This is a genomic window from Arthrobacter sp. TRD_SC_6 (assembly GCF_055361185.1).
Genome location: NZ_CM143953.1, coordinates 1,161,603 through 1,180,973, shown reverse-complemented (window position 1 = coordinate 1,180,973; position 19,371 = coordinate 1,161,603). Strand labels below are relative to the sequence as shown.

Here is a 19,371-nt window from a genome sequence, read left to right as displayed (position 1 = left end):
AAGCTGCGTGCGGAAATTTTGGAGTCAAACTCGGAAAGCCGAATGTGACCGTTCACATAATATGACTCAGGCAACCCGGGCATGTCAAGCACTCCCGTATCCGCAGCCTTGGATCGCGAGAGCCATGAACGTGCTGTGAGGGTCCGCTTCATAGTCTCCGAACGGCAGGCATTCGACGAAACCGTGGCGCTGGTAAAGCGCCCGCGCCGGGGCAAAGAAGCCCTCGGTGCCTGTTTCGAGCAGTAGCCGTTCATACCCCCGCGCGCGTGCCTCGTCGATGATGCGGGCGAGTAGAAGCTTTCCGACGCCGCGTCGCCGGGCCGCCGTCGTCGTCCGCATTGATTTGATCTCGCCTTCGGTGATGGAGAGTTCTTTCAGCGCACCGCATCCCAGCAGAAGTGCCTGCTCGCGTGCCGTCCAGAAGGTCATACCGGGCGCCGCGAGGGCCGAGTGATCGAGGGCATGGACGCTCTCCGCCGGCGAGGTAGCGAACATATCGGCGAGGTGCTGGTCAAGCAGGGTGCGGACATCGGGCCGCGTAGGGCTGTCAGGCTGGATGGTGATCATGCGACTCCTGGTCTGGGCCGTGGAATGCTCAGCATCCTAGCCAGCGGATGTTTCGTCGGGATGTCCCGGATGTGCCGCGGCTTGGCTCCCGGCGCTACCGGATGTGACCGTTCACACGTTATGCTGAGCGGAATGCCTGGCCTTCTCTAGCGGCCATGACTTCTGATCGAAGGAGACCCGTTCATGACCAACCCCAGGGACGTTATTGCTGGCGGCCGTGCCTGCCTCGGAATTGAACTCGGATCGACACGCATCAAGGCCTGCCTCATCGGTGAGGATCCTTCAACGGTCCTGGCTGTAGGCAGCCAGGATTGGGAGAACAAGCTCGTCGGCCGCCTGTGGACCTACTCGCTGGCGGACGTCTGGAAGGGGATACAGGCCGCGTACGCGGACCTGTGTGCCGACGTCGAACGCCGTTACGGCGTCCGCCTTGAGAACTTGGGCGCGATCGGTGTCTCAGCAATGATGCATGGTTATCTGGCCTTCGACGACGACGGCGAACTCCTCGTTCCCTTCCGCACCTGGCGCAACACCAACACCGGACTGGCTGCGGCCGAACTCACCGAGCTCTTCGGGGTCAATATTCCGCTGCGGTGGTCAGTCGCGCACCTGCACCAGGCCGTACTTGACCGCGAGCCGCACGTGCCACAGGTCCGCTCCATCACGACGCTCGCCGGCTATGTGCACCGTGAGCTGACCGGGCTGAAGGTCCTCGGCGTGGGCGACGCTTCCGGGATGTTCCCCATCGACCCCAAGACCAGGGATTACGACGCCGAGCTGCTGTCCCGCTATGACAATCTGGTTGCTGAAACGGCGCCTGGCGTGAAGCTGTCCGAACTTCTGCCGGAGGTACTGGTGGCCGGAGAGGCGGCAGGCGTGCTGACCCCAGAGGGGGCATCCCTCCTTGACCCCACGGGCAAGCTCAAGCCCGGAGCGCTGCTGTGCCCGCCGGAGGGCGACGCCGGCACCGGCATGGTGGCAACCTGCTCGGTCGCGCCCCGAACCGGCAATATCAGCGCCGGCACGAGTATCTTCGCGATGGTGGTCCTTGAACGTCCGCTCGAGCGGGTACACCACGAACTGGATCTGGTGACCACTCCGTCCGGCGATCCGGTGGCCATGGTGCACTGCAACAATGGCGCAAGCGAACTTGCCGCCTGGGTAGGGCTCTTCTCCCGCTTCGCGGCTGCCTCCGGGTCCGTGTCCGCCTCCGGCGCTCCCCTGAACCCGGATGATGTCTTCAATGTGCTCTTCCGCGAGGCCCTCGACGGCGCACCCGATGCTGGCGGCCTGCTCGCCTACAACCACCTTGCCGGAGAACCCATTGCGGAATTGACCGAAGGCAGGCCGCTGTTCGTCAGGACGCCGGACAGTGAATTCACCCTTGCCAACTTCATGCGCGCCCAGCTTTACGGGGTGTTCGGCACCCTCGCCCTGGGGATGCGCGTCCTCGCTGCTGAGGGCGTCGAGCTGGACCAGATGTTTGCGCACGGAGGGATGTTCCGCACAGCAGGCGTGGCGCAGCGCTTCCTCGCGGGCGCTCTCGCGGCACCCGTCTCCGTGGCGGCAACGGCCTCCGAAGGCGGCCCATGGGGCATGGCCGTGTTGGCGTCATATGCGTCGGCTAACGACGCCGGCGATGGGCTTGGTCTGGACGCTTACCTGCGCAACAACGTGTTTGGCAGCGCGGAGTTCGAAACAACGGAACCCGACGGCGCCGACGTCGCTGGCTTCGCAACCTACCTCGACCGCTACCACGAGGGCCTTGAGGTTGAACGCGCCGCGGTGAATGCCCTCCCAGGGGAATGAGCGTGAAGAGGCTGCGGGAGCTGTTGCGCGGCGTTTCGCGTTCCTCAGGAGGCTCTAAGGTGTCTTCCAGCATCACCGTGTTGTGGTGACCTGGCGTCACTACTTTGACCCATGGCCACCGCAACAGAAGGTAAGCTTACTTATATTGAGTGTCTACCTGAGGCTATTCCGGTTCCCCAGTGTGTTTCCAAGAGCACGGACATCAAACGTTTCCCGGTTGCACGCCGAAGTAGGTGCACGTGAATACAGCACATTGGACGACCAGTCGCTTATTGCATACCGCAGCCCGACTGAATGAACATCACCTGAACCTGCGCCTGAAGGACTTGAACGTCACCCAAACAGGTGCAATCACACTAAGGGCACTGTCTGACAGTGGCCCGATCAGCCAAACCCACCTTGCCGCCCTGCTTCACGTCCAGGACCAAACCATGGGGAAGGTCCTCGAAAAGCTTGAACTTAAGGGACTGATCTCACGAGTCCGCGACACAATGGACGGGCGTTCGATACGCACCCGAATTTCACGGCACGGCCACTCGGTGTTGCGGCGCATCGACCAGCTGACCACCACCCCCGCAGGAGCGGCCGGGCTTTCCGACCAGATTCTGCGAAGAGAACTGATCGCCATCATCACCCGTCTGGAAAACGCTCCAGCCTAAGACGAAGAAATGTGAGGTCGATCAAGGCGTCTGAATGCTTTTCTCGTACAGCATTCTCAGTTCAGGATCGGAAAGCCTCGTCACGTCGGTTGTCAGGGGAAAATCTCAACCTGCCCGCAGAAGCTAAGTCGACTTCGCTCTGCCGTACCTTTGGGAGCGCCTGTCTACTTCTACGTGAGCCCCGCGGTTGACGCCCTCACGATGAGCTCCGGCACCACGGTTCGCGGCGCGTCCCGCACCGGCACGCCCAGCTGAGTCAGCAGATGCGCGACACACCGCCGCCCCAGCTCCGGGAAATCCTGCCGCACGGTGGTGAGAGGTGGAGCGAAATGCGCGGCATCGGGTACGTCGTCGAAGCCCACGACGCTCACGTCATCGGGCACACTCAGTCCAGCCGCACGGAATGCATGCATAGCACCGAGCGCCATCTGGTCATTCGAGGAAAATACCGCGCTCGGTAGGCCATCGTCCACGAGTTCCTGGCCCATCCGGAAGCCGCTGTCGGACGTCCAGTCGCCCGTAAAAATCCTGGACGGCACCAGTCCCCAATCGGCCATCTCGGTGGAGAAGCCGCGGATCCTCTCCTTCGATTCCACCCAGCCGTCCGGTCCGGCGATATGGGCGATGTCCCTGTGCCCCAGTTCGAGCAGGTGGCGGGTGGCAAGCCGCGCGCCGGCGACCTGGTCCACGGAAAGGCGGTGATCGTCGGCCTGCGATGTCGAATGGACTGTCACCATCGGCAGGCTGATCGAGAAATGGGCGAGCTGTTTGAGGGTCGTCTCCTGTGGGGCGAGGATCACCAGCCCCTCGACCGCGTGATCCTCCAGACGGTTCAGCGCATCCCTGAAGGCGTCCTCGTCGAGCGAGGTCAGCGTGGCTGTGTCCACCAGGTACCCGGCACTCGCGGCTGCGGACTCGATGGCCGCCCGGGTCGACGCCGGGCCGTAATACGCGCCGTGCGTCACCAGCACGCCAATGATTCCCGAACGGCTTGTCACCAGCGAACGCGCCGCCCGGTTGGGCCGGAACTGCAGGGCTTCCATCGCGTCAAGCACGCGCTGACGAGTGGTGTCCCGCAGGCTCGGGTGGCCGTTGATGACCCGCGACACCGTCTGGTGCGACACCCCAGCCACCTTCGCTACGTCCCGGATGTTCGCCGAGCGGTTGCGTTGAAGGGAGGGAGAGGACGACGTCGTCGTCGGCTCGCTGTTAGCGGTCACACTCAAAACCTACTCGATCAGGTCAAAGACCAGCGTCGAGCGTCCACAATTGTTGCGGGTGCCTGTGGCCCAGATCAGCTGGCGTCCCTGTCACTATCGATCACATTGGTCGCTCTGCGCTTAGCAGTGAGCTTCGCTTCGATGAAGGTGCAGGCCGGTTCCGATGCAGCCAATTGGATAAGGCCCTTGTCGGTTTGGAGGTGCAGGTATTTCCAGTTGCGCGTCCAGCCCTGCAGATTGCGGGCAGGGGGTTCAACTTCCGAAGCGATGGCAGCGTTCGGAAAGGTCTTGACGCGGCCGGAAGGAGAGTCTTGTTCATCACCCGTGCGGGTCTGGAAGCGGAACGTGGCGCTGTCTAACTGCCCGGCTCCGTACTCCCATAAATCACGGAGCGACCCAGGAGCAGAACCAGGGAAACGAAAGGCGCAGTCGAAGATGCCGTTCTCCAGATCACTTGCGAGCCGACGGGATCGCTCGGCTCTTATCGGGAGAGAGATTAGATAGGCTCCGGTAGCTAACAGCACCAAGACGATGAAGATGCTTCCCCAGAAGGGGATCCCGAGGGCTTCAAAGATGTCTGTGAGGATGAGCGCCGGGAGGACGGGAAATACCAGCAGCCAAAAGCCAATCTTTTCCCATCGACCATGCGGCGTCCTTGGAATGTCCTCCATCCAGTCAGACTACTGATGGGCGCAAGAGGATCCCTCATCGTTCGTTCGCCTCGGTAGTTCGGGGACCTTGCTACGGTGTTGACGTGACTATGAAAATGGGGATCTACGGAGACAGTATCGCCACGGGTTGGCGAGGCATCTCGAACCGCAGCAACCGTTGGACAAGCATCACCTGTGCCAATCTCAACCTAGAGGAGCACAACTTCTCGGTGGACGGCTTGGGCTTCGTCCGTAGGCGCGATACCGACGCGTTCCCACAGCATCCGTTGCAGATGGTCATCGACGCGCAGCCTCAGATATCCCTTATTGCTTTAGGGCAGAACGATTATGAGTGCATCCCCGATCGGGAGAATGAACTTCGCAAGGTAATGATGCAGGACATGATCACGTTGCGGGATGCCTTACCGGAGTCCCAGGTGCTCGTCCTCGAGCCGTACTGGCCGTCCACGATCCAGGAACCGCCGAAGGGCCGGCGACTTTTTGACCTACACGGTGAATGTGCTGAGCAGGCAGGTTTGCCCTTTATCAAGGGGCAACGAGGTGGTTTTGGAGAGAACTACCGGCCATATCTATATCCCGAAGAGGGCCAGCTTCACCCCAACGATCAAGGACACGCCGTCTTAGCCGCCACTATGACAGCCGCTCTGTCGCCATACGTCCAACGAGCTGGAGCGCCCCAGTGGGGGTTCCCCTAGTGGAACCCAACGAGATTAAAAATTCGAGAATGCCTGTTCAACTCCGAAACTCGAAGCAAATTGTTCTTACAGTTGTCGCAGTTCTCGTCGGTATAACCTTGATCGCTGTTGGGACCTTCGCACGCGATTCGATGGGATCCTTCGCGAGCTGGTTGGTGGTGAGTGCGGGCATCGTCGTTGCTGTAGCGATACCCGCCTTGTTGCGCCGGCATAGCAACCGGTCCTCCCACTAACCCAGCTTGCAGTTCGAGTACTCCGCACGGTCCCCATTCAACGCACCATAGGGATCCCTCACCGCACGACGAAGACTCTCTCCGATCGTCGGAATTTCTGCCCGCGCCGTCATTTGGGTCTGTTCGGCACTTCGTGTTCTGCGTAGGTGAGGTCAGGTCCGCTGAGATCAGCCAACACGGTGTCAGAAGGCTTTTCCCCGGGACACCGGGCTGAAATCTCGTACCAGCCATGAGGCTGGACGAGTTGTAGCCTGCCTGTTGCGTCGGATATTCCTTGCGCGGGGGTCACGGTCGTGGGCTCCCCGAATAGTGGCTCCACGTTCACCTTGCAACCATCGACAGCTCCAGAGCCTCCTATTTTCGTGACCACAACGGTGAAGAAAACATGCCCCTCAGGCGGCGCCGGCGCCGCAGCCGTCGTGCACCCGGTCAGTATCAAGCACGCCAACAGCCCAACTCCTGGCACAACAGGCTTGGCCCTCACACCAGTTTCCCCGTTACAACTTCCCGCGGAACTCCCACCGCGTTCCCCTTTCATCCCGCAGTACTCAGTATGAGCGACCTGGTGGTCTCAGGTTGTTAGCGCAACACCGGTGATTAGTTCGTTGAGTTTGTCATAGGGTTTGGCCCAGTGGAGGGTTTGGCGGGGCCGGAGGTTGAGCAGGGTCTGGGTGCGGGTGAGGTCCTCGGCGAGTGGCAGATTTCGTTGGTGTGACCGAGTCTGTTGAGAGCCAAAAGCCACGTCCAACCGGGTCGAGAGCACGTTGGATCTACGTGGGAGCGATCGCTTTCTTCGTCCTACTTGTTACTGTGGCCGCTCGAATCCTTCTCTGATTTGTCCCACTGCAGGATCCTAGAAGGAGACAGCAGAGCTCGGTGTCGAGTGAACGGTGACGCGCCTCAATGTGGAGTCGGTTTGCGAAACTATCATCATGACCATCGATCTGAGAGCCATGCTCGAACGCGTCGTTCCTGACATCTTCGATGCGCATCTCGTGACGGCCGACGTGAATGCCGACCACGAGGTGTGGCCCTATGGCTCACTAGTGAAGAGCTGCACAAGTAAGGGACGATCGGTCATCATCGGAGCCGACGGTGGGTCGTTCATGATTGGCTACGTTCCCGAACTGAACGTGCAGATGATGGTCTTCGATGAAGAGGACGATGAGGATGACGCCGAGGATCACCGGGAGAATGCATTGCGGGAGCTTTGTCTTGCAATGTTGGTGTACCTCGAGGGCGGAGGTCTGATCAGTGAGCGGCGAAGCCTGTTGGGGCGCGGTCTTGTTCGTAAGCTCATCATCGATTGGGATGGAATGAGGTGGCGGTTGGGCCATAACTTCGGGGGTAGAAGCCGGTTGTCGTAGCGAACAGTTAGCGCAGCCCGCCTCTTTCCCTTCAAAGGCCACGATCGCCATTCTGCCTATTCAGCGAGAGGAAGTAGTTTCCGGAGCGTAGGAGGATCCTCTATCGAGACTGCTCTTGGTCGTGGGTGTGTCAGGTACGGTCGATGCATGGGGAACCATGGAGATAAGCGATCCGAACTTGTGCAGATCCACGAAGTGGGTGCCGCATCAGGAAGCCCTGATTCGCAGGGCCCTGAGGAGAAATTTTCATTGGCTCAGACCGATCACGGCCGTAATTCCTTCTTCGTTGGAGCATGGATTATTGCCTCACTATCGACTGGGCTGGGGGCACTCTGGTTACTCGGACTCTTCCGGGAAACGCCGGAATTTCCCAGCAGCGTCGTCACAGTTGAGGCGGTTACCGGGATCGTTTCTGGCGTCGGATCCAACAGCGGCAGCACCGTACTCGAGAACCTGGCTGAGCTAGGTCCCGGTCTATTCCTCGTCGGTCTTTGCGGAGTCCTTGCATTGCTCATCGTTCAAGGCTTGACGCGACAGAGACGGTAGGTCTCAGGTCAGCTTCAAGGGGCCTCCACGCACAGGCGCTTGCTGGTTACGCGCTGCGAGATGCACGCCATGCGCAACGGCGTCTGCCCGCTGGAGGATCGGCATACGGACGCCGTTTTCGGCGTACGCCCTCCGCTTAGGATGCAGTGATGAGCTCCTTGAACGTCCTGACGTTCCGTCCGCAGGATCCTGACTTTGTCGCTTCGGAGTTCAGCCATAGATCCCGCCGCTCAAGACGTCGAGAGGGCAAGCGGTTAGACATCCTCATTGATGGCCGGCCTTTGCGATTGTGGTGGCGTGACTGGGAACAACCGGAGTATGACTTTGACGTACCCGTACCGCCCCTAGTCACTCGCCTCTCTCGATCATCGATTCGGGAAGCTCTGATACAGCTAGGACAGCTTCGTGGGTTAAGTCCCGGAGGTAGACCCATGACCGCTGAGCTGTTCTATTGCGGGGAATGTTTCGATGTATCGGACGGAGTCCTCGGCGTGCAGGTCAGTCGGGGCCAGAGCACAGTGACGTGGCAGAGGTTTGGGTGGATTGATGAGTCCGACGGCATCACCGAAGATGCTCTGATCACCAACGCACCACCCATCACCTTCGATGCTGCCGCGTACGACCGCGCCCTGGATGATGCTTAAGCCGCCCTCGCCAGCTTTTTCCGCCGCAGTCGCTGAAGACAAAGAGCTCAAGCATGAACTGTTCGATCAGGAATCCCCATAAGCAGAAGCCACCAAACCGTCTCATTGCTTGCAGCTAAGAAGTCGTTACATCGCTAGCTTGTCTGAGGCTCCACCAGCATTCCTCAGGCCTTTTGCCCTGCGACGTTCGATTCGGGACAAACGAACAGCAGCCGCAGCTAGCAAGATGCCGTAACCGACACCGGCGAAACACAGAGCCACCCCGAGGACCCATAAAGGTTCCGGAAGCGGGAGTACGCTGACGACCAAGAGCAGAACAAGCCAGAGCAGCGAGTGCAACACAAACCCTGAGGCGCGGATCCTGGCAAGACCCGAGTTCGAGAGCGCTGCCAGTCCCAATGCAACGAGCACCACCACAATGCCAACCAGCAACCCCCGCTGGCCTAAGTCATTACTCCCCCCGAGGCCCTGAGCCTCGTATTGAGCGATATTCCGCGACACCATCACAGCCTGGACCGCCAACACCCCGAGTAGGCTCACAACGATTAGCGTGTTCATCCTCCGCGCGAGGACTCCCCAACGTTCCACGACCGGCTCCTTCGACCGACGAGCAGTGCACACTCACGTTCCCTGTCCGTCAGCCTATGCCTACTGTGCGAGATTCAGCGCTAGACCGATTGGCACCCCTCGTAGCATCGGCCGTTGCTGGAGGCACGCAGTAACGCATTCAAAGCTGACCAGAATAACGAAACTGAGAAAAGGTGCCGCCCGCCCGCCATTCCGTCCTTTTGGGGATCCCTGTCTGGGACGCTGGCGTTCGTCGACGATTGCGGGCTGAGACACTGCTTTCATGAACGTATACATGGTGTGGCACATCCATCACGCAAAGTGGCTCGACGGTTCTCCAACTAAGCACTTCGGCGACGATGGCCAGATCCTGCTCGATGAACAATCTGGGGACGACGCGAAGATGCTCGGTGTCTACGCAACTCAGGACGCAGCTCAATCGCGCATCGATCGAGCCCGGACCCAGCCGGGGTTCAAGGACGAACCCGAGTGCTTCCTCATCGACGTTGCGATGCTCGGTGAAGACTTGTGGACTGATGGGTATGCATCACTGACGAATTAGTGCAGGCCGGATACTCGAAGGCCTGCCTGTGGGGCGCCGGCGTCATTACCCTAAGTGGATGAATGAACGCATCATGTACGTCCAACTGAAGACGGGCTACAACACAGACAGAGGGCCATCCTGGATTTCCCGATTGCGATTCAGTAAGACCTGGCGCACCGCTTACTTCCAAGGGCGCACACTGCACCGAGTGACCGGAACCGCTCGTGCGAATTTCGACTCAAACTTCTATGACGTCGAATCTGGTGACGAGTACTGGCTATCCGGTCCCAAACGTGATCAAAGTGATGGCCGCTACAGTTCCCAAAAACCCACCGTGGAAGAGGACACACGAGAGGCCTACGAGGCATTCCTCGGCGGGGCCCCACTCCCTGGACGCGAGAATGGGTGAAGCTAATTCTCAGCCACGTGCACGGTGAGGGATCCCTCACTGGGACGGCTGTGGCTCCTGGACATGATGCAAGTCCCGGCCGTGATTGAGGAGACTTCGTGCTATTCGCTAACTTTTCGTGGTCGTCTCTCGACTACCTAATAGGGTGGCGGTACGTGAAGCTGGATTACGCGAGTCGGTGGGAGCGAAGTTTTTCTACTTCTTGAGCAGTAGAGCGCAGACACGATGGGTAGTAGATGACACAGCTTGAGCCAGACATTGGGGCGTTGTACTCGACGCACAAGGATGCGATGCACAGGGTCGCTCGACGAGTGCTTCGCGATGCGGGGTTGGAGTCTGAGGCTGATGATGTCGTCAGCGCGGTCATCACATCGATCCTGCAGAACCGCCCCACTGGTGTCGAGAAGTGGGAAGCCTTCCTTGTCCGAGCCACCCAGAACAGGGCCATCGACAAGCTGCGCTCGGCCGCAGTCAAGCATGCTGGGCCGGAACTCGGCCCCGAGCATGACCTGCCCGACGACCACGATCTGGGGGAGGACGTTGCGGACCTGGTTGATGCTCAAAGCCGCGCACACCGTGTCCGGGCGAGTGTAGCCAGCTTGGACCCGCGGCTTCAAACAGTCGCCTGGGAATACATCGGGAAGGAACGACCGCGACAAGAGATCGCCGCGGAGCTCGGTGTATCTCCCGGCCGGATCAGTCAGATGGCCAAGCAGGTACTGGAACTACTACGGGAAACGATCAGCCGAGAGGAGGTAGTGAAATGAGCGAAGGACAGTACGACGAAATACTTGCCGCGTACCTCGATTCCCCTACGAGGAAGCTGCCGGATATAGGCGCGAGTCAGCTAACCGACCACGAACGCAGAGAACTGGAGTCCCTTCTCGATGTAGCGGAGTCGTTGTGGGATACAAGCCACGGCGCACCCCCGCTTGAGGAAGACCCGGTGGCGGCGATGTTGGGGCTGGTTCCTGATCGTCACAGCGCGTTGAACCCCAAGGCGCTGGTCCGCCTGCGCAAACGTGCCGGCCTGAAGGTCGGGCAACTCGCCGATCGATTACATGCCCGAGGGTGGGAGGTGAAAGCGCCGGATGTCTTCCGGTGGGAGACCACGTCAGCCGTCGATGTCGCTCCGGCGCTGATAGCGGCGATCGCAGAGGAAATAGGAGCATCGGCCGCTCAAATCACGATCGACCTGGCTGGTGAAGTAGAGGAGGCAGGCGAGTTATGGCGCAACCCGAGGTTCAAAGAGCTCGCAGCCAAGTGGGCTGAACTGCAGAACTTGCCATCCGGACTGGCGGCTTCGGCCTTGTACTCGCGGGCACTGGCTACCGTGCATCGTGGTCAACACCCTGACACGGAGCAGATGCTGGCTTCCCTCGAAGCGCTGGTGGAGGCATTGGAGGGAAGACCAGATTCCCAATGAATCTTGATCGATGCGTCGAAGAAGCGTTGCGCATGCTGAAGCCGCAAGCCCGGCAGCGCTTCGCCGCCGCTCCCCAAGAGGTACTGGTAGCCGATCTTCATCTGAAGGTCAGCCCCGTAGAGAGCCTCGTGGCGAGCCGGGAAGAAGGAGGATCCTGTGACGGCGTTTCCTTCCTCGACGACGGGGTCATTCTCTATGCGCCAACCCCAAACAGCAGGCGGGAAAATTTCACACTCGCACACGAGCTTGGACACTGGCTGATCGGACAAGCGGAAGGCTTGTACGACTGGATCGCTGACCAGGACGATCCCGCCCGTCTCCTCGAGACCGTGTGCGATCGTATCGCTCAGAAACTGTTGCTATCCCATGAGCTCGTGAGTGCCGCAATGCAGGGAGAACCTGTACGTGCCGAACACGTGCTGCGTCTGTTCGACCTAAGCAACGCAAGCCTGCCGGCTTGCGCGATCGCACTGGCTGACCGTCTGCCCAATCTAGGCGCAGTAGTGATCCTGAACAGCGAAAGCAAGTCAGTGGTATCAGCGAGCATAAAGCCCGATCTTGATCGTGGCTGGCCGAAAGTATTCCCGTGGCCTGGCGAACCCATTCCTCCCGGGCACCCGCTAACAACATTGGATGTGCGGTCGCAAGAAGGGCTGAGGCAAAAGACTTATTGGAGGAACCGGTGGGGAGCCCAGGAGTCGTTTTACGTCGACGCTCTTCCTTTACGAAGACAGATCGTCGCAGTGTTCTCCGGCATCGACCTGTGGGGAGCCGAGCAGCTCCATCTTGATCCAGCCCGCGATTTCGACCGCCGCCCGTCGACGCTGATTCGGTGCTGTGGAGCGGACCGCGCAGTGAGGGGTTTCCCCTGCAGCAATTGCGGTCGACCTTTCTGTCCTCAGTGCGGGCGCTGCCACTGCCAGCGCGTGGCAGCCAGGGAGCAGCTTTGCGCAGGCTCATGCTTCATGCAGTTCCAGCCCCATCTCCTCGTGGGCGGGCTGTGCGAAGAGTGCCGGGACTGATCCAAAACCCGCTAACTCTCCGGCCTCCTATCTCGACTACTAGGTGAGAGCGCCGATAACGGGTTGACGCTCCCGGACAGGAGGTGAGTGGAATGGCTTCAAACACAGGACGCGGGCACCGCGTCGGAGCGGTGAAGGGTCGCAGCGAGTTCAAGTCGGGGAAGAGCTGGTTCAAGCGGGACACTTCAACCGGCCGCATCATGAACGGCAGTCCAAAACAGCACAAGGGCGTCCGAAACGAGAAGTGACCGCTGGTGGGCGGTGTCCTCAGGAGTGCCACCCACCACCCGGTCTCTCCGTTGCTTCCACACATACCCATCACCCATAGGACGAGTGCTCAACAGCTCGTGCTGAAGTCTCATCATCAATCACCAGATCCACGACAGGCCCCGTCCTCGATGCGGCCGGATAGGACAATCCATGACTACTCCAATAACCATTGACCTTCAGGTACACAACCAGGGCATGAATATCGACATCGAGTCGATCGCCCCGGTCAAGGGATTCAACGCAGAGTCCTACGACGTCGCGAACATGACGATCACGGCGACGGTGGAATCCCCGACGGAGGCGACATACCGCCTCGTCCTCGCCGCTGATACTGAAGCAGGAACCTCCGCCTTCGTCCGGGTGGTCTCCGGAACCAAGGACCACTTCAAGGATCCCGCTCCGTTCAACCGCATCCCGAAGAAGGATGCGGAGATCATTCGTCCAGTTCTGGCTAAAGCTGGCATCACCCTGGATTCAAACGTCAACGAGAAGAAGCAGCTCGAGGAGCTCGCCAACGGCTACAAGGTAGCGGATCTGAAGATCCCCGCCGGCCGGCAAGTGCTGCGGATCCATGCCAGCCAGAAGCTCCTCCCGCAGGACGGCGATCCGCGCAAGTACCGGTTCGTGATGTACGCGCCGCAGCTCAGCCTCGCGCCGGTGAGCAACGTCCGGCTCGGCGCGACCGTCATCTTCCCGCTGGACTTCAACGCCACCATCGATACTCCAGTCGTCGAAGCTCTGCCCAACCAGCCGGTCATGAATCCAGTGGCGGGCAGCGAAGTACCTGTACATGTTGGTGCGCAAACTGCCTATGGATGGGCCTTCCAGGCCGATCCGAAAATCACCTTCACCTACACCTACAGCAGCTAGGAAAGCGCGAGAGGGTACCGTCACAGAAGAGAAGCCGCGCCCTGATCTCAGGGCGTGGCTTCTCCTTTGGTCTCCTCGGCCGCGACGAACCTTATTGTCGATGGTCATTATGAAAGCATCTCGGGATGGAAGTGTCCGCTAAAGCATCCCTAAAAGATCGGTACATGTGGACGCTGGCGTCGCCGCGGCCTGCAGTTTAATCGCTGTCGACTTCAGACTCATTCTTCACTCCGAAACCCTTTATTATTGGTGGCGGCTTTCGGAGAATTATGAATAGTGGAATCAGGCACATGATTGCTAGTAGAACGTCACCGCCACCCCAAGTGTCGGTTATAGCTGACCGAACGAAGGCAAGACCGATCATGATGAGCACCGAGAATGAGGCGTAAAATCCCCACCTTCGGCGGTTGTTCCACCACTTCGCTAGCGTTCCCTCGTTGACCGCTGACGCGCTGACGGGCAGCTCGACGTTAAGCTTTCGACCAATCAGAGTAACCATTGTGGGGATCAGATACAGACCAGTCGCGGTACTGATCGGTTGGAGACTACCGCTCACCAATGTGATGACTCCGGTAACGACTGGCACCCCAAGGAAGATGAGTGGTTTCACTAATTTGGGTTTGATCCTCACAACTTCCGAGCTTACGTGTAGGTTCGGCCGTGCCCGTATGCCGGTCCCCCACCGTGCGCTGCTAGTCATTCCAGCAGTGCGAAGTGACTGCTGGGCAGGACCACGCACGCAACACCCGCACGATGATATGCACGATGAGGGTGGGTGGATTCAGCGGTCGACGCAACGCTGGACGTTTTACCGAGCCCGGTTGCTCTGTGGCTGTGCTTATCGAGAGTCTCGAGAAGGACTGGCTGGTGCATCGGACCCAATGCTGCTCTTCCGCGCTTTTAGGATCACCGGGATGGCATTAAAGGCAGCGAGAATTGGCCCAGCAATCAAGCCGTAGTTCCGGGCGGTCTCCCACCCCCCACTGAAAAAGCCAACGGTTCCCCAGATCAGCACGTGCAGGATGAGGAGGGCCAGAATCTTGAGGACTACAGGTCGATTCACTGATGGTTCCTCGCGTCGGTTTTTGGCTGGTAGTGCAACCTCACTGTAGTGGAGGCGGGCCAAGGTGGGATTACGAGTGTCGTGGAGGGTCTTGACTACGACTTACAACTGTTCGTCCTCGGCGCTGAAAGCCGCCGCTGGGGTGCGGTAGCCGAGGCGTTTACGTGGTCGCGGGTTCAGCTCGTCGCTAACGTATCTGACGTGGTCGTTGGTGTGGATGGAGAGGTCCGTGCCCTTCGGGAAGTACTGCCGGACAAGTCCGTTGAAGTTTTCATTGGCTCCGCGTTGCCAAGGGCTGGAGCGTTCAGCGAAGTAGATCCGCAGCCCGGTGGCGGCTGCCAGTTCCTGATGTCGAGCCATTTCCACGCCTTGGTCCCAGGTCAGCGTCCGCTTCAGATGAGCGGGTAGGGCCGAGATGGCGGTGATGATGGCCTGGTTGGTCAGGGCCGCAGTGTGTCCGTGCGGGAGGTTGACGATGATCCCGTAGTGGGTTTTCCGTTCTCGCAGCGTCACCATCGCGGACACTGATCCGGGCCCGACGATGAGGTCGCCTTCCCAGTGGCCGGCCTCGGTTCGGGTCTCGACGGACGCTGGTCTGTCGCTGATCATGGTCATGTTCTTCACTACTGCTCCGTGACCTGGGCCGGTGCGCCACCGGAGTTTGCGGATTTTTCGTCCCGTGCGCAGCCGGGGTTTCCCGTCTGTTCTGAGCCCGCCCTCGTCGTGGAACAGCAGGGCCTGATAGATGGTCTCCGGACACAGGCGCAGGCCCGGCTCGGTGGGAAAGCATTGGGCCAGCCATCCGCAGATCTGCTCGGGCGACCAGCGGTTGGTCAGTTTGGTCTGCACCAGGGAGCGCAGTCGCGGGTTGGTCCGCAGCTTGCGCTGTCGTGGCCGGCGCCGCTGCCGGCGAGCATCGTGATCGGCGACGCGGGGTAGGTAGCGGCCCTTACTGTCGCGGTGCCGATCGAGTTCACGTTTGATCGTTGATGCGTGTCGTCCCAGCTCGCGGCCGATGGTGCGCAGGGAGCATCCCAGGCGGAGTAGGTCCGCCATCTGAAGTCTTTCTCGCAGACACAGGTACCTGCCCGAGGGAAGCTTACTGCTGATTCTGGGTTGTTGCGCTCTTTGGTTTCGAAGCCGTGTTCCGATGACCCTGCTCACGCCCAACATCCTGCAGGCCGCGGCGTCGGAAGCACCGGAGCCGACCAACTCCCAATATCGTGTCTCCCGCAGGGCGCGCCGTTTCTGCGCTGGGGTCATGGGTGCTGCCACCTTCTCGGCAATGACTCTGGCCGAGCGGATCGCGTCTCGATTAACCCGTTGCGAACGCGTCTTTTCCGCCTCCAGGTCGTTCCTTCGCTGAATCTCCCACTTGATCGACGTGCCCGGCGACAAGCGGAGATCCTTCATGACCTGCGCCAAGGGAGAATGACCACGCAGTTCGTCGAAGCGGCGGTGGACCCACCGGTACCCGGTCGTGTGTTTCACCCCTGCGGAGACTGAAGCAGCGCTAACACTCGCCCCGCACGAGTAAGAGGACCAGAATGCTTCCTCAATCGCCAGATCCACCTGGAAGTGGTGTCGCCTGGCGCCACTCAGAAACCGCTCATTCCACTTCAGAGCGTTACTGGAGATGAAACCGAGCTGTGTCTGCGCTGCGACGTGATCCAGGTTCTCACTGCGGAGCCGGAGGTATTCATCACGCAACCACCGGCATGCGGTCTCCTTGCCAATCCCGGTCATCCGTACTGATTCTCTGAGACTCCTACCTTCCCTTATGAAGGCAAGAAACCTGACACCCGTAGGCGAATCGAACTGCTGATACATCGAAGGAACTCCCTAATCGGGTGTTGCTTCGACCAACAGAATCCGGGGTGCGCCAACTGCAACCTGACTAACCGAGGATTAGGTGTGCGCGGACGAGAATTCGCAGCCGTGTCGCTACCTCGTCCGTCAGCTCGATCTGACCGCCCGGACTTCCTGCTATTTCGACAGAATCTGCGTAGTGTCGAGGTGCGGGCAGATTCGCCCTTACAACCTAGGCGGGGTAGGCAATGGCAACCTTCGTACTCATCCACGGCGGTGGTTCCACGGCGTGGGACTGGCACCTAGTCACACCCCTCCTCGAAGAGAACGGTCACCGCGCCAGCGCCGTCGACCTTCCAACAGAGAACGACGACGCCGGCCTGACCGACTACGTGGACACAGTCGCGGCCGCGGCAGGCGGCGCTGCCGACGTCGTCGTCGTCGGTCATTCGCTGGGTGGATTCACTGCACCGCTGGCCGCCGAGCGGTCGAATGCGAAAGGCCTCGTGTACCTCGCGGGCATGATTCCGCTGCCGGGCGAAAACTTCGGTGACTGGTGGGCGAACACGGGCCATAGCAACGAGACGATCAGCGAAGACGAAGAGGTGGCCTTCTACAACCTCGTACCCGAGCCGCTCAAGCACCAGGCCCGTGAACGTAGCCGGGATCAACAGGGCGCTTGGCTGTCGCTCCCGTGGCCGGGTGAGCGGCACCCGGATGTGCCTACTTTGGGGATCGTGTGCATGCAGGACCAGTTCTTCCCGCCAGAGTTTATGAGACGCCAGATCCGTGACCGGTTAGGCATCGAGCCGGTCGAGATTCCCGGTGGGCACTATGCTCCGATCAGTCATCCGAAAGCAGTGGCCGCGGCGCTGGACGCCTTCGCCCAGAAGATCAGTAGTGATTGGTAAAAACCAACCAGAAGCTAGGTTGAAGCATGACCGGTTTCACGATCCATGAACTGACCATCCCCTCGGCGATCACGCCGGCTGACTCGGACGCAGCAGCATTCGAGGAAATGGTCCCGGTCCGAAACCGGGTGGAGACGGGCATTCTCGGCAGCGATGCGCTCTCCCACACCGCGGCCGGGCTCTTGCCCGGATTCCGCAACCCCTACAAGCCGCGCAGGCTTTTCGTGGCAAGGGTGGGCGGCGATATTGCGGCCCGCTCGATTCTGTCCTGGGCCGCCGTCGAGGGATCCTCCGTCAGCGACCTTAACGTGGAAGTTGCTGAATATCACCGGCAGCGAGGGATCGGAACTGCCCTCCTTGAACGGCTGGAAGCACTCGCCCGAGAGTCCAGGCGCCCAACCATCCAAAGCTACGTTCTCCATTCCACGCAGGAGGGGCCAACGATGACGGCGCCCACCGGGTTTGGTGCCTTACCCACAGCCGATCCTGGCGTCCGTTTCCTCACGAGCCACGGCTACACCCTGGAGCAGGTCAAACGGGTCAGTTTCCTCGACGTTCCGGTGCCTTCGGCCAACCTCGACGCGCTGATCCACGAGGCCAGGCAGCAGGCCGGGCCCGAGTACGAGGTCCTGCAGTGGAAAGGGGCCACTCCGCCTGGCTGGATCGAGGATCTGGCGTGGCTCAAGACCCAGATGAGCCTTGATGACCCCACCGCGGGAATGCAGGCACGGGAAGACATCTGGTCGGCACAGCGTATCCTCCAGCGCGACCGCGATCAGGCCGAAAGCGACCGGGCACTACTGACGGCTGTGGCGTTGCATTTGCCCACCGGCCGACTCGCTGGTTTCACCGAGCTTTCACAAGCCGACGACGGCGGCCCTGCGGCCCAGGAGGACACGCTCGTCGCGTCGGCGCACCGCGGCAGGAGGCTTGGAATGCTCCTCAAGGCCGCAAACCTCGCACAACTGAGGTCTGACACGGACCTTGTCTATACCTTCAACGCGGAGGAGAACCGGCCCATGCTGGGCGTCAACGAGAGTCTGGGATTCCGCGCCGTCGGCTACGAGGGCGCGTGGCGGAAGACGCTGTAGCGCACTCAGCCGAGGAGCAGCGCGACCAACAGCACCACGGGCAGCGAGAGCAAGGAACTGACCAGGATGAGGTCGCGGACCAGCGTGACCCTCAGGCCGAACTGCGCGGAGAACAGGAACACATTCTGCGCTGTCGGCAGCGCAGCCATGGCCACAACACCGAGCAGCGCGGTTCCCTCGACCCGGAACAGGTAATACGCCACGAGCCACGCGATTACCGGCATCAGCGCCAGTTTCACGAATGTCCCCAGAACGACGTCGGCGCGGAGGGAACGCTGCGCAAGGGGCTTCTGCCCGCGCAGGCTCATTCCAAAAACCACCAGTAATAGGGGAATGGACGCCTGGCCGAGCATCTCAATGGGAGTCCAGAGGAACTGTGGGAGGGTGAGCGGCGTCGCAGCGAACAGGGCGCCGACCGCGGTCCCTGTAGTGACAGGATTCGCGATCGAGCGCAGCACTGTCCGCGCCAAGGGTGGGGAGGCGTTGCCGCCCGCCGTCGTCGTCGTTCTCCTGCCGAACCACGCGAAAATAGTGAGGAAGACCGGGGCTATGATCAGCAGCTGCGCAACCAGCACCGACACCACGGGAGTCGAGGTTCCCACCGCGTACAGCGCGATCGGGATGCCGATGTTTCCGGCGTTGACGTAGCTGGACGCCATTGCGCCAACCGCCGTCTGCGGCCCCGGCCGTTTGAGCATGAACCGGCTCAACAGCACGTAGATCCCGGCTGTTATGGCGGCAACCACCAGCGCGATGGGCGTGTAAAGGCCCACAACCTGCGTGAGGTCGGTGTCAGCGAGCAGGATGAACATCAGCGCCGGGTTGGTGATGTAGTAAACCAGCGGCGTGAGCCCCTCCTGCATGGCAGGCACGCGCGTCGGCAGGAAAATCGACGCACCTACTCCGACGCCAACCAGCAACAGCACGAGGCTGAACCCGAGGAGTACCCCCTCCACCGGCCCTCCTCCCGTAAAGCGT

General features: G+C 60.5%; 20 protein-coding genes. 14 read left to right on the top strand and 6 right to left on the bottom strand.

Annotated elements, in window-relative coordinates; genetic code table 11:
- Positions 1-84 precede the first annotated feature (84 nt).
- Positions 85-567 (bottom strand): GNAT family N-acetyltransferase, encoded by a 483-nt coding sequence (locus ACWA1U_RS05880; RefSeq protein ID WP_463724408.1) that lies wholly within the window; start codon positions 565-567, stop codon positions 85-87.
- A gap of 183 nt (positions 568-750) precedes the next feature.
- Between ACWA1U_RS05880 and ACWA1U_RS05875 the strand changes: the two genes are divergently transcribed.
- Together ACWA1U_RS05875 and ACWA1U_RS05870 are read left to right on the top strand one after the other, a co-directional pair.
- On the top strand, positions 751-2,376 hold the full coding sequence (locus ACWA1U_RS05875) for a xylulokinase (RefSeq protein ID WP_463724407.1): 1,626 nt from the start codon (positions 751-753) through the stop codon (positions 2,374-2,376).
- Positions 2,377-2,609: 233 nt separating this feature from the next.
- Positions 2,610-3,035, top strand: a complete 426-nt coding sequence (locus tag ACWA1U_RS05870; RefSeq protein WP_463724406.1) for a MarR family winged helix-turn-helix transcriptional regulator — start codon at positions 2,610-2,612, stop codon at positions 3,033-3,035.
- 170 nt (positions 3,036-3,205) lie between these two features.
- Here ACWA1U_RS05870 and ACWA1U_RS05865 read toward each other — a convergent pair whose 3' ends face one another.
- Complete coding sequence (locus ACWA1U_RS05865) at positions 3,206-4,255, bottom strand: LacI family DNA-binding transcriptional regulator (protein WP_463724405.1); 1,050 nt, start codon at positions 4,253-4,255, stop codon at positions 3,206-3,208.
- Between the two features lie 74 nt (positions 4,256-4,329).
- Complete coding sequence (locus ACWA1U_RS05860) at positions 4,330-4,926, bottom strand: hypothetical protein (RefSeq protein ID WP_463724404.1); 597 nt, start codon at positions 4,924-4,926, stop codon at positions 4,330-4,332.
- An 89-nt stretch (positions 4,927-5,015) separates the two neighbouring features.
- On the opposite strand from ACWA1U_RS05860, the gene ACWA1U_RS05855 reads away from it, so the two are divergent.
- From ACWA1U_RS05855 to ACWA1U_RS05840, 4 genes are all read left to right on the top strand, one after another.
- On the top strand, positions 5,016-5,621 hold the full coding sequence (locus ACWA1U_RS05855) for an SGNH/GDSL hydrolase family protein (RefSeq protein ID WP_463724955.1): 606 nt from the start codon (positions 5,016-5,018) through the stop codon (positions 5,619-5,621).
- A 29-nt stretch (positions 5,622-5,650) separates the two neighbouring features.
- Positions 5,651-5,854, top strand: a complete 204-nt coding sequence (locus tag ACWA1U_RS05850; protein WP_463724403.1) for a hypothetical protein — start codon at positions 5,651-5,653, stop codon at positions 5,852-5,854.
- A gap of 932 nt (positions 5,855-6,786) precedes the next feature.
- A complete protein-coding gene (locus ACWA1U_RS05845; RefSeq protein ID WP_463724402.1) occupies positions 6,787-7,221 on the top strand; it encodes a hypothetical protein in 435 nt (144 codons plus the stop codon).
- Between the two features lie 977 nt (positions 7,222-8,198).
- Positions 8,199-8,411, top strand: a complete 213-nt coding sequence (locus tag ACWA1U_RS05840) for a hypothetical protein (RefSeq protein ID WP_463724401.1) — start codon at positions 8,199-8,201, stop codon at positions 8,409-8,411.
- 126 nt (positions 8,412-8,537) lie between these two features.
- Here the strand turns inward: ACWA1U_RS05840 and ACWA1U_RS05835 are convergent, their stop codons facing one another.
- On the bottom strand, positions 8,538-8,999 hold the full coding sequence (locus ACWA1U_RS05835; RefSeq protein WP_463724400.1) for a hypothetical protein: 462 nt from the start codon (positions 8,997-8,999) through the stop codon (positions 8,538-8,540).
- Between the two features lie 262 nt (positions 9,000-9,261).
- Here ACWA1U_RS05835 and ACWA1U_RS05830 point away from each other — a divergent pair, with 262 nt between their 5' ends.
- From ACWA1U_RS05830 to ACWA1U_RS05805, 6 genes are all read left to right on the top strand, one after another.
- Positions 9,262-9,540 (top strand): hypothetical protein, encoded by a 279-nt coding sequence (locus ACWA1U_RS05830; protein WP_463724399.1) that lies wholly within the window; start codon positions 9,262-9,264, stop codon positions 9,538-9,540.
- Between the two features lie 627 nt (positions 9,541-10,167).
- A complete protein-coding gene (locus ACWA1U_RS05825; protein ID WP_463724398.1) occupies positions 10,168-10,698 on the top strand; it encodes an RNA polymerase sigma factor in 531 nt (176 codons plus the stop codon).
- Entirely contained in the window at positions 10,695-11,357 is a 663-nt protein-coding gene (locus tag ACWA1U_RS05820) for a hypothetical protein (RefSeq protein WP_463724397.1), read from the top strand. The genes ACWA1U_RS05825 and ACWA1U_RS05820 overlap by 4 nt, the downstream gene beginning before the upstream one ends.
- Before the next feature lie 32 nt (positions 11,358-11,389).
- Positions 11,390-12,379 (top strand): ImmA/IrrE family metallo-endopeptidase, encoded by a 990-nt coding sequence (locus tag ACWA1U_RS05815; RefSeq protein WP_463724396.1) that lies wholly within the window; start codon positions 11,390-11,392, stop codon positions 12,377-12,379.
- Between the two features lie 92 nt (positions 12,380-12,471).
- Positions 12,472-12,627 (top strand): hypothetical protein, encoded by a 156-nt coding sequence (locus tag ACWA1U_RS05810; protein WP_463724395.1) that lies wholly within the window; start codon positions 12,472-12,474, stop codon positions 12,625-12,627.
- A 172-nt stretch (positions 12,628-12,799) separates the two neighbouring features.
- The gene (locus ACWA1U_RS05805; RefSeq protein ID WP_463724394.1) at positions 12,800-13,519 is read left to right on the top strand and encodes a hypothetical protein; all 720 of its coding nucleotides are present in this window, start codon (positions 12,800-12,802) and stop codon (positions 13,517-13,519) included.
- A gap of 1,165 nt (positions 13,520-14,684) precedes the next feature.
- On the opposite strand, the gene ACWA1U_RS05800 is transcribed toward ACWA1U_RS05805, so the two are convergent.
- On the bottom strand, positions 14,685-15,755 hold the full coding sequence (locus tag ACWA1U_RS05800; RefSeq protein WP_463724954.1) for an IS30 family transposase: 1,071 nt from the start codon (positions 15,753-15,755) through the stop codon (positions 14,685-14,687).
- 884 nt (positions 15,756-16,639) lie between these two features.
- Here ACWA1U_RS05800 and ACWA1U_RS05795 point away from each other — a divergent pair.
- Together ACWA1U_RS05795 and ACWA1U_RS05790 are read left to right on the top strand one after the other, a co-directional pair.
- The gene (locus tag ACWA1U_RS05795) at positions 16,640-17,302 is read left to right on the top strand and encodes an alpha/beta fold hydrolase (protein ID WP_463724393.1); all 663 of its coding nucleotides are present in this window, start codon (positions 16,640-16,642) and stop codon (positions 17,300-17,302) included.
- Positions 17,303-17,328: 26 nt separating this feature from the next.
- Positions 17,329-18,393, top strand: coding sequence for a GNAT family N-acetyltransferase (locus ACWA1U_RS05790; protein ID WP_463724392.1), 1,065 nt, complete (start codon positions 17,329-17,331; stop codon positions 18,391-18,393).
- A gap of 5 nt (positions 18,394-18,398) precedes the next feature.
- Here ACWA1U_RS05790 and ACWA1U_RS05785 read toward each other — a convergent pair whose 3' ends face one another.
- Positions 18,399-19,349 carry an AEC family transporter gene (locus ACWA1U_RS05785; RefSeq protein WP_463724391.1) on the bottom strand — a complete coding sequence of 317 codons (951 nt, stop codon included), beginning with the start codon at positions 19,347-19,349 and terminating at the stop codon, positions 18,399-18,401.
- Between the last annotated feature and the right edge of the window lie 22 nt (positions 19,350-19,371).

What these genes read in the sequence shown, in the direction of transcription:
- ACWA1U_RS05855 (WP_463724955.1), top strand. Translation starts at nt 5,016, where the DNA reads ATGAAAATGGGGATCTACGGAGACAGTATCGCCACGGGTTGGCGAGGC.
- ACWA1U_RS05850 (WP_463724403.1), top strand. Translation starts at nt 5,651, where the DNA reads ATGCCTGTTCAACTCCGAAACTCGAAGCAAATTGTTCTTACAGTTGTC.
- ACWA1U_RS05810 (WP_463724395.1), top strand. Translation starts at nt 12,472, where the DNA reads ATGGCTTCAAACACAGGACGCGGGCACCGCGTCGGAGCGGTGAAGGGT.
- ACWA1U_RS05815 (WP_463724396.1), top strand. Translation starts at nt 11,390, where the DNA reads ATGCTGAAGCCGCAAGCCCGGCAGCGCTTCGCCGCCGCTCCCCAAGAG.
- ACWA1U_RS05830 (WP_463724399.1), top strand. Translation starts at nt 9,262, where the DNA reads ATGAACGTATACATGGTGTGGCACATCCATCACGCAAAGTGGCTCGAC.
- ACWA1U_RS05795 (WP_463724393.1), top strand. Translation starts at nt 16,640, where the DNA reads ATGGCAACCTTCGTACTCATCCACGGCGGTGGTTCCACGGCGTGGGAC.
- ACWA1U_RS05805 (WP_463724394.1), top strand. Translation starts at nt 12,800, where the DNA reads ATGACTACTCCAATAACCATTGACCTTCAGGTACACAACCAGGGCATG.
- ACWA1U_RS05875 (WP_463724407.1), top strand. Translation starts at nt 751, where the DNA reads ATGACCAACCCCAGGGACGTTATTGCTGGCGGCCGTGCCTGCCTCGGA.
- ACWA1U_RS05860 (WP_463724404.1), bottom strand. Translation starts at nt 4,926, where the DNA reads ATGGAGGACATTCCAAGGACGCCGCATGGTCGATGGGAAAAGATTGGC.
- ACWA1U_RS05800 (WP_463724954.1), bottom strand. Translation starts at nt 15,755, where the DNA reads ATGTTGGGCGTGAGCAGGGTCATCGGAACACGGCTTCGAAACCAAAGA.
- ACWA1U_RS05840 (WP_463724401.1), top strand. Translation starts at nt 8,199, where the DNA reads ATGACCGCTGAGCTGTTCTATTGCGGGGAATGTTTCGATGTATCGGAC.
- ACWA1U_RS05845 (WP_463724402.1), top strand. Translation starts at nt 6,787, where the DNA reads ATGACCATCGATCTGAGAGCCATGCTCGAACGCGTCGTTCCTGACATC.
- ACWA1U_RS05825 (WP_463724398.1), top strand. Translation starts at nt 10,168, where the DNA reads ATGACACAGCTTGAGCCAGACATTGGGGCGTTGTACTCGACGCACAAG.
- ACWA1U_RS05790 (WP_463724392.1), top strand. Translation starts at nt 17,329, where the DNA reads ATGACCGGTTTCACGATCCATGAACTGACCATCCCCTCGGCGATCACG.
- ACWA1U_RS05820 (WP_463724397.1), top strand. Translation starts at nt 10,695, where the DNA reads ATGAGCGAAGGACAGTACGACGAAATACTTGCCGCGTACCTCGATTCC.
- ACWA1U_RS05880 (WP_463724408.1), bottom strand. Translation starts at nt 567, where the DNA reads ATGATCACCATCCAGCCTGACAGCCCTACGCGGCCCGATGTCCGCACC.